The following is a 14,058-nucleotide window of genomic DNA, read 5'->3' on the forward strand; positions in this document are numbered from 1 at the left end:
GCTAACCGTATTTGAAAACACAATAGCCTATAATTAACTCCTGCTGATTGGCACCTTTTTGAACCTTTTCCCATAGAGAAATGGGACACGTTCAAGAGACAAACCCCTGAAAAAGTATATCGCCTTCCGCAACTACAAATTAACTATGTAACTACCATCCATAGGAAAAAGATAACAGCCGTATTATTTCATCAAATTAATCTCAGCAATGCTCTTAATTCTATTTCGCTCTAAGAAAGCATCAATAGTTTCAAAATGTTCAATCACCCTTTGGTTCTTGAACTCAAATACCTTTTCAGATAATCCTTGTAAAAAGTCACGGTCGTGAGATACTAAAATCAGCGTTCCGTCGTAGGTTGATAATGCTTCTTTTAAAACATCTTTAGATTTTAAATCTAAGTGATTGGTGGGCTCATCTAATATCAAAAGATTTACCGGGTCCAACAATAATTTAACCATCGCCAATCTTGTTTTTTCCCCACCAGAGAGCATACTTACCTTTTTATCGATATCATCACCGCTAAACATGAAACGGCCTAAAATATTCTTTATCTGGTTACGAATATCGCCCAAAGCAACTTCATCTACGGTTTGAAAAATAGTCAGCTCGGGATCCAATAATGAAGCTTGATTTTGCGCAAAGTATCCGACCTTCACATTATGCCCTAATTGGCAATTTCCCTCTACATCAATCTCACCCAAGATAGCTTTGATCATTGTTGATTTACCTTCACCGTTACGCCCAACAAAAGAAACTTTTTCTCCTCTGGCGATTGACATATTAGCATCTTTAAAAACAATATGATCATCATAAGATTTAGAAACTCCCTCAACTGTTACGGGGTAATCTCCCGAACGTGGTGAAGGTGGGAAACTTAATTTTAAGGCAGATGTATCTACTTCGTCAATCTCAATGATTTTTAATTTTTCAAGCATCCGTTCACGCGATGTAACCTGATTTGTTTTTGAATACGTGCCTTTAAATCGTTCAATAAATGCCATATTATCGGCTATATATTTCTGTTGTTCTTGATACGCTTTAATTTGATGTGATCTACGGTCTTCTCGCAATTGTAAATAATGTGAATAGTTGGCTTTGTAATCATATATCCTACCCATAGTTACCTCTATAGTACGATTGGTGATATTATCAATAAACGCTCTATCATGAGAAATTACCATTACCGCATCTGCTTTGTTTAACAAAAAATCTTCTAACCAAATAACCGATTCAATATCTATATGGTTAGTAGGTTCATCCAACAAAATAAGGTCCGGCTTTTGCAACAGAATTTTAGCCAACTCTATTCGCATACGCCAACCACCACTAAATTCATTGGTTTGTCTTGCAAAATCTTCTTGCCTAAAACCTAAGCCCTTTAAGGCCTTTTCTACTTCAGAATCATAGTTTACATCTTCTAAAGCGTAATATTTCTCCCCTAAATCAGACACCTTTTCTATGATAGACATATAGGCGTCGCTCTCATAATCGGTTCTCGTTTCTAATTCTTTGTTGAGTCGCTCCATTTCATCACGCATGGTAAATACGTGCTTAAACGCTTTGGCAGCTTCCTCAAAAACGGTGCAATCATCTTCAGTTAACAAGTGTTGCGGCAGATATGCGATAACGGCATCTTTAGGAACTCGTACATTACCACGTGTACCTTTTTGCTCACCGGCAATAATTTTCATCATTGTAGATTTCCCCGCTCCATTTTTACCCATAAGGGCAATCTTATCGGTAGGATTAATTACAAATGAAACATCACTGAATAAGGTAGTACCACTAAATTCTACTGCTAAATTATCTACTGAAATCATACTGTTAAATTTAAAAGTGCAAAACTAGCAATAAGAAGTGGTGCTTTCAGCTAACGGTAGCAAAAACTTAAGCTGATTTTTATCGATACAATTTAATTAAACTTCTTCTCTTATTTATTATATATCACCATATGTGAAGATATAAACCAAGAAATGATTACGTAACTTACCGTTACAATTGTATCAAGGTCACGTTCTTAAAATGAACACTGTAAAACGTTTCACTATGAAAAAATTAAAAAAAGAAGATATCAAACAAGAGGTTTTTGACCTCTATGACGACTATGCCCATAATAGGGTCAGCAGAAGATTATTTTTAGATAAATTATCAGCATATGCCGTAGGTGGTCTTACCGTAGGTTCCATGCTAAGTTTTATTTCTCCTGATTACGTGAAAAAAATTCAGATCAAACAAGACGATCCAAATTTAAAATCAGAATTTATAACCTACGATTCTCCCAAGGGTGGGGAAAAAATTAAAGGGCTTCTTTCTAAACACGTTGCTGCAAAAGAAAAACTTCCGGGTATTATAGTTGTACATGAGAACCGAGGTCTTAATCCGTATATAGAAGATGTAGGACGCCGGGCTGCCCTTGCGGGATTTATTTCCCTTGCCCCAGATGCCCTAACCCCTCTAGGAGGCTACCCCGGAAACGATGATGAAGGACGCGAACTACAGAGAAAAAGAGACAAAGATGAGATGCTACAAGACTTTATAGCTGCTTATTCCTATTTAAAAAACCACCCAGATTGCACGGGTAAAGTAGGGGTTGTTGGTTTTTGTTTCGGTGGATGGATCTCAAACATGATGGCAGTAGAAGTTTCTGATTTAGATGCTTCCGTTCCTTTTTACGGAGGGCAACCCACTGAAAACATCGAGAAAATAAAGGCACCCTTACTTCTCCATTTTGGAGAATTGGATAAACGCGTAAACGAAGGATGGCCAGACTATGAAGCTGCCTTAAAAAAATACGGTAAAGACTACACGGCATACATATACAAAAATGCCAATCATGGTTTTCATAATGACACCACGCCACGGTACGACCGTGAGGCAGCAGAACTTGCATGGCAACGCACCATTGATTTTTTCAAGAAGCATCTAGCATAGTCTTACCGGAACGAATAAAACAAGAAGGCTCAACCAGATTAATATCTGGTTGAGCCTTCTTTTGTAATTTATCTTAAATTATTTATCGGTATTCTTAATGATAGCAAACAGCTCTTTATCTAACTGTGGTTTTACAACGCTAATAGAATCAAAATGCATCGTAGCAGTATTAGCACTATTGTATGATGGCCATTCCGGTAATCCGGAATGATTAGGGTTTCCAGTCTTGGCAAAATTAATCCATGCTTGACTCATTTTATCAGCCAAAGCGTGTGCACCTTTCCCGCCTCCTGTCATATGATTTGCTAGGGTAATATTATCGAAAACAAATGGTAGCTCCATACAATGCAGCGCTTTATATTTTCCATCAAAAACAGGAGATTGCCAAGTGAATAAGTACATATAAACAGCTGCGCCACCTTTTAAATCTGATTTGATATTGGCTTGCTCTACAGCGCCTGGGCGAAATCTGGTATCCACATCCAACAAATCTTTTGCATCCGTATCTTTGGGATAAGCTTTCTTGACCGCTTTTACATAATCATCTGCCTTTTCTTTGTAAGTATCCTTAATATGATTCATAATGGTTTCATCGGAAGCTCCCACAAAACGCATATTGGCAAATGGTCCAAATTCATTTTTTGCAGTCCCAATAAGCAACGGGATATCTTTTGAAAGTGCCAACGCCTCTAAAGAACCTACTTGATATGGCAGGTCTATACCATCTTTACTAGGACCCCAGTTCAACTCAAAACCAACAACAGGTTTTCCTTCCGCTTTCATCTGCTCTGCAACTACTTTTAGAGCTTTGTTACTGGCATTCACCAATGTTTCAAAAGGAATATTCTGAATACTATCTATAGTACTAGCATCCAACCCTAAAATAGAAATAGTTTCTTTGGCAATAGCTTTGGTCTCTTTTTTCTCCAATATGCTATTTCTATAAGAACCACTTTGATTGACTGCTTTATGGAACAAACCCTTGGCTTTAGGCATTGCCATGAGAGTATTTACCTTTGCTCCTCCACCAGATTGCCCAAAAATAGTTACATTATTTGGGTCTCCTCCAAAGTTTGAAATATTATCCCGCACCCATTCCAGCGCAATAACCATATCAGAAATACTATTGTTAGCTGACTGTTGGTATTTTTCACCGTAGGCGGATAAATCTAAAAAGCCTAAAACATTCAACCGGTGATTGATAGAGACCACAACAACATCACCTTTTTTACTCAAATTAGCACCATCATAAGAAGGTAATTCATGACTTGAGCCTGCTGTAAATCCACCACCGTGAATCCAGAACATAACTGGTCTCTTTTTCCCTTCATCAATACCAGGTGTCCAAACATTTAAATTCAAACAATCTTCATTGGTATAACCCCAATCATGGTCAAAGACAAATTCAGCTTCATCCTGTACTAATGTTGTTGGTGTTAATAATGGCGCCACAGGCCCGTACATGGTAGAACTTCTTACGCCTTCCCAAGATTCCGGATTTTGTGCAGCTTCAAATCGTTTTGCCTGAGCATAGGGTATTCCCTTATAAGTGAAAACCCCTTTTTCAATATATCCACGAACTTTTCCGGAATTGGTTTTTGTTACCGCAATATTTTCTCCCGTATGTATTTCTGACTGAGCATCCAGAAAACTTGTGAAAAGTATAATTCCAAATACTACCAAAGTGGTGCTAATTTTTTTCATTTTATTGAGTGTATGTTGAGCTGTTATTCTTGTTATATGCAATCCCAAATTTCAATTATGTCCAATGTAAGGAAAAAACAAATTCCTACTTCAATGCACCTGCTCATTTTACATATAGAATCACTATTTTTCTATTCCAATTTCAATGTTTTTCAAGACAAAAAAGAACCAAAGAAAAACAAATAAACAAACCTCATTAAATAGATGAAATCATTCACTTCAAAATTGATAAACGACTAAACTCCCGACTGATTTTTAATAAAAATAATGTTAAATTATTAAAAAGGACTTAACTTGTAAATTCTGGTAAATCCGCTATAAATCACCTGTATTTACCCCTGAATTAAACACTTTGCGGCAATTTCAATGACAAAAATCATATTATTAACAAACAATTAAAGTTATGACAAAAGCACTCTATGTTGCTGCTTTAGAATCTCATAGTGGCAAGTCAATAGTTGTACTTGGTTTAATGCAACTTTTACTTGGAAAAATGGCAAAAGTTGGCTATTTCAGACCAGTAATTAGTGATGTTCAAGAAGGCGAAATCGATAATCACATTAACACTGTACTTTCTCATTTTGATTTGGATATTCCTGTAGAAGATGCTTACGCACTTACCCAAAGTCAGATGGTTGAAATGTTCAATGATGGACGAAAAGGAGACATTCTTGACTCGATCATATCAAAGTACAAAGAACTTGAACAACGGTTTGATTTTATCCTTGTAGAAGGAAGTGATTTCTCTAGTGATGGAAGTGTAATTGAATTTGATTTAAACATAGATATTGCCAAAAATCTTGGCATTCCCGTTATTCTAATTGATAATGCCAAAGGCAACAGCTTAGAGGAATTTTGCGGTAACCTTGGTTCTGCTGTCAATACCTATATTAAAAAAGACATTGAGCTCATTGGCGTGGTAGCAAATAAGCTCCGGCCAGAGAATATAGATTTAGTGAACAAGAGGCTAAATCTGGAGCTTAAAGACAAGACGGTTGTATTTGCAGTTCCTAGAGTTGCAAACCTATCTCACCCAACCATTCGTGAAATTTTGAAAGCTCTTAATGGAGAAGTGCTGTTTGGTGCAGAAAGCTTAAATAACCAAACCGGTAGTTTTGGTGTGGGTGCTATGCAATTACACAATTACCTAAATCACTTGCATGAGAATAGCCTGGTTATTACACCAGGAGACCGCTCAGACATTATATTAGGTGCGTTACATGCCAACCTTTCTGACAACTACCCTACCATTTCAGGGATTGTATTGACCGGAGGAATTATTCCAGAACCCTCTATCCTAAAGCTATTGGAAGGTTTTGAAACCCATGTACCCATAATTTCCGTAAAACAGGGCACCTTTGACACCACCAACGCCGTAGGTAATATTAAATCTAGGATTTACCCGGAAAGCAAACAAAAAATCGCAACGTCAATTTCACTTTTCAACTCTTATATTGATGGTGAATTATTGTTGGAGCGATTAAAAACTTACGAAGCAAAAGGCACTACGCCAAGAATGTTTCAGTACAACTTAGTACAGCGCGCCAAAACCTCTAAAAAGCACATTGTTCTTCCAGAAGGTGAAGATGATAGAATTATTGAAGCTGCTAGCGAGTTGAGTGCTTTGGGCATTGTTAAAATAACGCTTTTAGGGAATAAAGAAAAGATTGAAAAGAAGGCTATGCAGTTAGGTTTTGACCTTTCCCATTTGTCTATCCTTGATCCAGGAAGCGCACCTAATTTTGAAAGTTATGCCAACACCTTCTATGAATTAAGAAAGCATAAGGGTGTAAATATGGATATTGCCAGGGATTCTATGTTGGATGTTTCTTACTTTGGTACTATGATGGTGTACCAAGGAGATGCAGACGGTATGGTTTCAGGAGCTGTGCATACCACGCAACATACTATTCGCCCAGCATTACAGTTTGTTAAAACCAAGCCTGGCATAAAAGTAGTATCCTCTGTATTTTTTATGTGCCTGGAAAATAGAGTTTCCGTCTTTGGTGATTGTGCCATTAACCCTAATCCAACGGCAGAACAGTTAGCAGAGATTGCAATTTCGTCCGCAGCTTCTGCAGAGGCTTTTGGAATTAAAGCTAAAATTGCCATGTTATCTTATTCTTCCGGTAGTTCAGGAAAAGGAGATGATGTAGACAAGGTGAGATTGGCGACTGAAATCGTAAAAAAATCAAATCCTGAATTACAGATTGAAGGCCCCATACAATATGATGCGGCCGTAGACCCATTAATCGGTAAAAGTAAACTCCCTAATTCCGAGGTTGCAGGACAAGCGTCGGTTTTAATATTTCCAGATTTAAACACAGGAAACAACACCTATAAAGCAGTACAAAGAGAAACCGGAGCCGTGGCCATTGGCCCAATGTTACAGGGACTTAATAAACCCGTAAACGATTTAAGTAGAGGTTGTACGGTAGAAGATGTTTTTAATACAGTAATCGTAACTGCTATCCAAGCACAAGAAAAATAAACAACTATGCAGATTTTGATTGTCAATTCAGGGAGTTCCTCAATAAAATTTCAAGTGATTGAAATGCCTTCCGAAGAAATTATTTGTAAAGGTTTGGTGGAGCGTATCGGACTTGATAACGGTAAAGTACATTATACTGCCAAAGAAAAATCTCATGTAGAGTCATTGACCCTTGCAGACCACAAAGAAGGTTTACGGGCAATTACTAATTTATTGATGCATGACATCCATGGTATTCTAAAACACCCAGATGAAATTGATGTTGTTGCACATCGTGTAGTGCATGGTGGGAGTAAGTTTGATCAACCCACCAAAATTGATGAAAGCGTAGTAGCAGAGATAGAACGACTTAGTTCTATAGCTCCGCTCCATAATCCTGCCAACGCAACAGGTATCAGAGTAGCCATAGATATGTTTAAAAATGCAGGACAGGTTGCTATTTTTGATACGGCCTATCATCAAACCATGCCTGAAAAAGCATACCGCTATGCAATTCCTAAAGAACTTGCAGACAAAAACCGTATTCGTGTATATGGTTTTCATGGCACTAGTCACAAATATGTTTCGGAACAGGCTATTGCCTATTTAGAAAAACCAGCGAACAAAATCATAAGTATTCACCTAGGTAATGGTTGTAGTGCTACTGCTATAAAAGATGGCAAGAGTATTGATCATTCTTTGGGCTTTAGCCCTACAAACGGACTTATTATGGGTACCCGTAGTGGAGATATTGATCATTCCGTAATTTTTCATCTTATGAATAGTTTAAAAATGACTTCTGAAGAGGTCAACTATTTATTACAAAAACAAAGCGGACTTTTGGGCCTAACCGGATATTCGGATTTGCGAGAAATCCAAAATGGAGCAGAAGAAGGAAATAAAGATTGCCAATTGGCATTAGCCATGACCGCCTATCGTATTAAAAAGTTTATTGGCACTTACATTGCCGTGCTCAACGGCGTAGATGCCATACTCTTTACTGGAGGTATAGGTGAAAACTCAAGTGTACTCAGAGAAATGGCCTGTAAAGACATGGAAGCATTAGGCCTTCACATTGATGATAAAAAAAACAACCAAAGAAGCGCCTCTATTTTTGAGATTCAGAAAGATGAATCACAAGTTAAAATTCTTGTTGTCCCCACTAATGAGGAATTAGAAATAGCTAGACAAACTTATGCGTTGGAGGCGTAAGTGCTAACTTTTTTGGAAAACAAGGCTTGTGTTTGCACAGATTATAGAAAATACTACTTCTTTCAAAATAACAAAACTCTTTCAGTGCTCTGAGAGGGTTTTATCGTTATACTGGTGGAGAGACTAACAATTTAAAACTTGATTACAAGAAGTGCTTTAAATAGACATATATACTTATTTTCACATTATACTACTCTACTCGGATTGATTCTCTTGGATATAAATGTAACAAAGTAAAAAGATAAAGCATTTACATAATTCCGTAAGTTTTTACTTTGAATTATTTGTAATATTGCTTTTGTAACGCAAACCATTTAGCGATGAGGAGTTTAGCATTTATTTTCTTAATATTCATAGTTTCTGGAATCGCGCAGAAAAAGCAAATAGACATTTATAAAGCAGATAATGGAGTGACTTATCGCCTCAAAGATGAAATACATGTGTTCATGAAATCATTGATATTGTTTTTCTTCTCCATGATTTGATTCCCAAAAAAATAAGAGCCACTAACAAAATTATAAAGTACAGTGTCGTAATTCCACTTTTAGCAAGACTAAAGACTGAGGCTGTTCTTACCATGTCAGATGTTAAATTAGGATAGTTGGCAAGTAAATTAATTATTCCGATATTTTCCAGATAATCTGCCAATCCTGCGAATAACGGTAGCAAACAGAGAAAAAACAACTTACTGTTGAGCTTATTCAGTTTTTTAAAAAAGTAGGCGAGTACTAAACAATAACTGATACCAAAAAGCGCGGGATAAACCATATCTACTGGAAGTTGACGGTAGATGTAGGCGTCCCTACCCTGTGGCCCGAGGGCATTGAACAGCGCTTTTACATAATTAGGGTCATAACCTGTGGGCATCATATCCAACAATCTCATACCATTGGCATAACCTACAACCTTGGGAATGGTAATTGTCAGCATTAGGATATATACCAAGTTGGTCAGTACAAAAAGGAACAACACCTTTTTGCCCGATACGTTTTTCTCTATTGTTGTACGGATGATTTTCATGACTTTATGTTATTCAACAAAGAAACACCATGAAATCAAAACCTAGTTTAACAAATGATAAAAAGCAATTCTAATACTGTTTTCTTAAGCGGCTTAAAGAAACATTGGTAATACCCAGATAGGAAGCGATCATGGAATGGGGAATTTTATTTTCTAACATTGAAAAGTCTTTACGGAACTGCTCCAATCTTTCCTTAGCCGACCAAGAGGCCATTCGGATTTCTTTACTGACCTTATTCAAAAGTTCTTGTCGCATAACCGTATTTCCGAAATCACGGATCTCTAAATTGTCAATCATTAATGATTCAAAGTCTTTGGCATCTATTTTGGCAAAGTTGCAATCGGTTATGGTTTCGCAATACAATAATGATTTTCCATTGTCGGTTCGTGTGACGAAAGGGGGTAGAACGGTATTGTCTTCAAAGAAAGATAGTGTGATTTCCTCTCCTTCGGAGTTTAGTAAAAAAATACGGGCAATTCCTTTTAAAAGTATATATTCAGAATCATCTGTTTGATTTGGCTTAAGCAAAATACTGTCTTTCTTCGATTGTTGTTCAATACATATATCTGCTAATTGTTGGCGGGCATTTTGGGATACATGTGAAGTGTACGTATCGATAGATTTATCCAATTTTGATACTTCCATACCTTAAATGTAATGAAGAGATTTAAACTTCTGCCAAAAAAAGGGATGGACTTTGATAATGGTCCATCCCCTTTAATTAATATTCAAGTTTCTGTACTGCGCCCATTGTGCTCTTTTGCTGTTGTTAAAGGTTGAGAAGTACTGTCCTGTTTTTGAAGTTGGAATGTGTAACCATAATATTATATATATTTCTTTTAAGTGGGATATTTGTGTGACTTTAGGAAAATTTCAGTTTGTATAATACCCTTGATAATGCACTTAAATCCTTAAACAAATACAACACTTTATGCCAAAGAAACCGTTACCAAATCATACGCATCGATTTTACCTTTGAGCTGAGGTTTCCCTAAAGTCTTAACGGAATACTCGTCCCCGAATTCTAATCGAAGAATTAGGTTTTTGGAAACCAGTAGGTCAACACCATATGCATTGCATAGTCCTTGTATTCTTGCGGTGGTATTCAACACATCCCCGGTAAAGAATATCTCTTTTTTCAAGGCGCCGATTTCTCCGGTGGTTACTTCCCCAAAGTGCAAACCTGCTTTAAAATCTGGGAAAACCTTATATTTTTCCAAATAGTTTTCCTTCCTTTTTAATAGATCCGATTTCATATCAAAAAAACAATGAATACAGTTATTCTTATTTATGCCGTTTTTGATTTTCCAAGAGATAACAATTTCATCCCCGATATATTGATAGACCTCGCCGCGGTTCTTGACAATAGCATCCGATAGGTCAAAATAATACGCCTTTAGCAATTCAAAATATTGGATATGCCCCAATTGTTCCGCAATAAAAGTGGAATTTTTCATGTCGGCAAACATAAAGATTCGGGTCTCGGCAACGGGTTTGTGGTACTTTCCGGTAAAGAAATTGAGCAAGATGTTCTGCCCAAGATTTTCGCTGATTTCTGCATATAGTAATGATGTCAGCAACTGAAACGAAAGTTGTATCATCGTGCTAGCATTGGTAATGCTGAAAAAAAAAGTCCCATATCTATTCCAAACACGTTGATTCAGTATCGAAGTTTTTAGCTCCATACTTGCCGCTATTGGAAAAGTGATTAAAATTACCACAAAGAAAAATGCTGCATAAATGAGAAATTTTGAAATAATTTTAACCAAAAAACGCTGCTTTTCGAACAAGCGGTTCAGATATACCAATTCGATAAAACCAACTAGAATACCAATAAAAGTGATTCCTGTAAGGGCAAAAGTCAGAACACCGGCATCAAGTTTAATAGCACTTTCCAGGTTATTCGCTTTGCCTCCAAGCGCGGCATGCTCTACCCAAAGAAATAAAGCCCCAGAGACTAGCCAAATGATTCCGAAGGGAATAATTCTACCTATATTTCTTTTAGTTATGGCGGATAGTTTCATTAAATCGAGTTCTATTTAATTACCGTACAATAAGCATATTGTATTTGCACAAGAATGGTGTACTGATATTGGAATCATTTCCTTATTCGGACACGATGAAAATGCCCTTGTGTTAAAGCAACCCCTTCTTTTCTAATGAAGCTCTCAACATCGCCTGATTTTCCCAGAATTGGTCTTTTATCTTTTGCATAATGGCATCAAATTCGGGATGATTTTTTAGCGGTTGAATCAGTGGTTCATCTTCAATTAACAAAAACCAATACATATAATTCTCTGTTTTGGAAAATATTCTAAGCTGTTCGATAGCCTCATTAACCTTCCCCTCATAAGCGTATTTCCAAACTAGATTTACACTTCTATAGGTTGATTGGTCCCCTTCGCAGTATTCTGAGAAATCGTTAAAAAGTTTCTCAGCTTCCGAGTCCAACCCCATTTTTTTATATACCGAGGCAATTTTGACGTTTTCTTGTAGATAAATATCCAGTCCATTTGCTTCCCTTGCTTCAACAAACTTTTTAAAATAGGTATAGGCACTGTCATAATTTTCCTCGATATAATACAACTTCCCTATGTCCTGTAAAAGGTCAAGCCGAGTGGTATCCTTGTTCCATTCTTTAACCACCAAATTTCTAGTTCGCTCAACATTACCATCCTTAGCGAACAGGATAAATGCTTTTAAATGCGGCGCATAATAATTTTCAGCATTATAATCGAGCGACATGTTGATGTATTTTAACGCCTCATCAACAAATCCCGATGACACCAGGGCATTACTCAGCTGTAAATAGGTATAGCTCTGGGTAACAGAATCACTTGCAACGTTAAGCTGAACCCCTTTCAATGCATACTCAAGGTATTTATTGGTATCGGGAATCATGCTAGAATAAAACAACGCAAGTATTTGCACGGCCAGGGATGAATTGGGATTATACTCCAGTGCCTTTTCAAGATGTGGCAATGCCAACTGGTACTCCTTTGTTCGTATATAGTAAAAAGCCTTGGCGACCAAACTTTCGGCAGATTTTGAATCGTAAAGCAAGGCTTTATCCGCATAGCTATTAATCTTTTCGGTGTATTGTTTCTCGATTTGAGACATTTCGAGCAAATAGTATGAAATAGCGATGTTGGCATAAGCCAAGGCAAACTGCGAATCTTGTTCTATTGCCTTTTCAAATAATGAGATGGCCTTTTCCAAGCCTTCCGGAGTCTGAGAATAATAAGGGTCTAATGCTTGGAGATAATAATCATAGGCCACCAGATTTTCGGTAGGTCTTTTTTCAATTTGCTCCAGTTCGGCCGGTGTCACGACCGCCTCAATGGCATCGGCAATTTTCTTCGCAACATCGTTTTGTAACGCAAAGACGTCCGACACTTCCTGATTGTACTGTTCTACCCAAATTGGTGTATCCGATGAAGCTTCAATTAATTGAACATTGAGCAATACCTGATTCCCAACACGTTGACCACTACCTTCTACCAAATAGTTCACATTAAGCTCTTTAGCTATCTCTGGGATACCCTTATCCGTTTTTCTATACTTTTCTACAGAAGTTCTGCTGATTACTCGCAAGTCTTCGATTTTCTGAAGGTTGTTCAATGCGGATTCCATCAATCCGTTCACAAAATACAGATTGGTGGAATCGGCGCTTTCGTTTTTAAAGGGCAACACGGCAATGGATTTTTCAATTTCTACAGTATTTACGGCATCCTTTTTATTAAAAAACAAGATGGAAGCAACAAGTAATGCTACAACTGATGTAGCAATAACAGGCCACCTGTAACGATTTAAAAAGTTGGTTCGAACCTTTTCCGATTCTTCCACTACTGCACCTTTTCCAACTTCTCCAGGGGGATACCCATATAGTTCCCGAAAACATTTGATGAAGTATGAGGTGCTTCCAAAGCCCACTTGATACGAAATTTCGGAGACCGTTGAGGAACCTTCCTTAAGTAATTCCATCGCTTCTTTAAGTCGGACTTGACGAATGAATTGGCTTGCGGAAAGTTTTGTTTGTTTCTTGATTTTTCGAAGCAAGTTGGACCGGCTCATATTCATCGCATCTGCCAATTCAGAAACCCCAAATTGCTCGTTACCCAAATTCTCCAGAATCAGGGCTTCCGCTTGTTCAATAAAGGTCGATGTGTTGGCCGATGTGTTTGACATATTGTTTTTTACTAGCTCTAAATTAGGGAAAATTTAAAGAATTACACCTTATCTCGAAGGCTGCCTATTTAACGGAAAAGTCATCTTTTGCGTCATAATTTACATCCCTGCGTCATAATTTTTATGGCCTCCTAAAACTTTACATAGTTCTCCGCATAGCTCATACGGGTTGCTTCAAGTTCGATAGCATCTTTGTACCAACAAAAATCATAACAAAACAATTTAAAATTATTAATCATGAAAACATCAATTAGAAGAACAGCAACAGAATCAAAAACAGGACAGTACTTCTCACCCTTAAGTAACAGCAAAAGGGCGCAGTGGGCACAATACAGAAACTTTAGCAGATAATCTGAATCAAAAAAAAGTCAATAATCTATAAAAACAAATAAATCATGAAAGCATCAATTAGAAGAACAGCAACAGAATCAAGAACAGGACAGTACTTCTCATTTCTCAGCAACAGCAAGAGAACCCAATGGGCACAGTACAGAAACTTTAACCGCTAATCACGGTCAATAAAAAAACATC

9 protein-coding genes are annotated in these 14,058 nt (G+C 37.3%); 3 read left to right on the forward strand and 6 right to left on the reverse strand.

Translation table 11 applies throughout. The features are described from left to right. Window positions 1–183 precede the first annotated feature (183 nt). A complete protein-coding gene (locus tag IWB64_RS03250; RefSeq protein WP_194532649.1) occupies window positions 184–1,821 on the reverse strand; it encodes an ABC-F family ATP-binding cassette domain-containing protein in 1,638 nt (545 codons plus the stop codon). Window positions 1,822–2,047: 226 nt separating this feature from the next. Here IWB64_RS03250 and IWB64_RS03255 point away from each other — a divergent pair, with 226 nt between their 5' ends. After that, window positions 2,048–2,932 carry a dienelactone hydrolase family protein gene (locus IWB64_RS03255; protein ID WP_194532650.1) on the forward strand — a complete coding sequence of 295 codons (885 nt, stop codon included), beginning with the start codon at window positions 2,048–2,050 and terminating at the stop codon, window positions 2,930–2,932. A 78-nt stretch (window positions 2,933–3,010) separates the two neighbouring features. On the opposite strand, the gene IWB64_RS03260 is transcribed toward IWB64_RS03255, so the two are convergent. Beyond that, a complete protein-coding gene (locus tag IWB64_RS03260; RefSeq protein ID WP_194532651.1) occupies window positions 3,011–4,636 on the reverse strand; it encodes a carboxylesterase/lipase family protein in 1,626 nt (541 codons plus the stop codon). Window positions 4,637–5,039: 403 nt separating this feature from the next. Between IWB64_RS03260 and pta the strand changes: the two genes are divergently transcribed. Continuing rightward, a complete protein-coding gene (gene pta / locus IWB64_RS03265) occupies window positions 5,040–7,127 on the forward strand; it encodes a phosphate acetyltransferase (protein ID WP_194532652.1) in 2,088 nt (695 codons plus the stop codon). Window positions 7,128–7,133: 6 nt separating this feature from the next. Next, the gene (locus tag IWB64_RS03270; protein ID WP_194532653.1) at window positions 7,134–8,318 is read left to right on the forward strand and encodes an acetate/propionate family kinase; all 1,185 of its coding nucleotides are present in this window, start codon (window positions 7,134–7,136) and stop codon (window positions 8,316–8,318) included. A gap of 444 nt (window positions 8,319–8,762) precedes the next feature. On the opposite strand, the gene IWB64_RS03275 is transcribed toward IWB64_RS03270, so the two are convergent. From IWB64_RS03275 to IWB64_RS03290, 4 genes are all read right to left on the reverse strand, one after another. After that, on the reverse strand, window positions 8,763–9,338 hold the full coding sequence (locus IWB64_RS03275) for a hypothetical protein (RefSeq protein ID WP_194532654.1): 576 nt from the start codon (window positions 9,336–9,338) through the stop codon (window positions 8,763–8,765). Between the two features lie 70 nt (window positions 9,339–9,408). Beyond that, window positions 9,409–9,984 carry a Crp/Fnr family transcriptional regulator gene (locus IWB64_RS03280; RefSeq protein WP_194532655.1) on the reverse strand — a complete coding sequence of 192 codons (576 nt, stop codon included), beginning with the start codon at window positions 9,982–9,984 and terminating at the stop codon, window positions 9,409–9,411. Window positions 9,985–10,268: 284 nt separating this feature from the next. Beyond that, window positions 10,269–11,363, reverse strand: a complete 1,095-nt coding sequence (locus IWB64_RS03285) for an adenylate/guanylate cyclase domain-containing protein (RefSeq protein WP_194532656.1) — start codon at window positions 11,361–11,363, stop codon at window positions 10,269–10,271. Between the two features lie 112 nt (window positions 11,364–11,475). Then, complete coding sequence (locus IWB64_RS03290) at window positions 11,476–13,527, reverse strand: helix-turn-helix domain-containing protein (RefSeq protein ID WP_194532657.1); 2,052 nt, start codon at window positions 13,525–13,527, stop codon at window positions 11,476–11,478. Between the last annotated feature and the right edge of the window lie 531 nt (window positions 13,528–14,058).

Source organism: Zobellia nedashkovskayae, assembly GCF_015330125.1.
GTDB lineage: Bacteria > Bacteroidota > Bacteroidia > Flavobacteriales > Flavobacteriaceae > Zobellia > Zobellia nedashkovskayae.

Excerpts from the sequence above, each read along its gene's own strand:
- IWB64_RS03285 (WP_194532656.1), bottom strand. The coding sequence starts at position 11,363 with ATGAAACTATCCGCCATAACTAAAAGAAATATAGGTAGAATTATTCCC.
- IWB64_RS03275 (WP_194532654.1), bottom strand. The coding sequence starts at position 9,338 with ATGAAAATCATCCGTACAACAATAGAGAAAAACGTATCGGGCAAAAAG.
- pta (WP_194532652.1), top strand. The coding sequence starts at position 5,040 with ATGACAAAAGCACTCTATGTTGCTGCTTTAGAATCTCATAGTGGCAAG.
- IWB64_RS03280 (WP_194532655.1), bottom strand. The coding sequence starts at position 9,984 with ATGGAAGTATCAAAATTGGATAAATCTATCGATACGTACACTTCACAT.
- IWB64_RS03260 (WP_194532651.1), bottom strand. The coding sequence starts at position 4,636 with ATGAAAAAAATTAGCACCACTTTGGTAGTATTTGGAATTATACTTTTC.
- IWB64_RS03270 (WP_194532653.1), top strand. The coding sequence starts at position 7,134 with ATGCAGATTTTGATTGTCAATTCAGGGAGTTCCTCAATAAAATTTCAA.
- IWB64_RS03250 (WP_194532649.1), bottom strand. The coding sequence starts at position 1,821 with ATGATTTCAGTAGATAATTTAGCAGTAGAATTTAGTGGTACTACCTTA.
- IWB64_RS03255 (WP_194532650.1), top strand. The coding sequence starts at position 2,048 with ATGAAAAAATTAAAAAAAGAAGATATCAAACAAGAGGTTTTTGACCTC.
- IWB64_RS03290 (WP_194532657.1), bottom strand. The coding sequence starts at position 13,527 with ATGTCAAACACATCGGCCAACACATCGACCTTTATTGAACAAGCGGAA.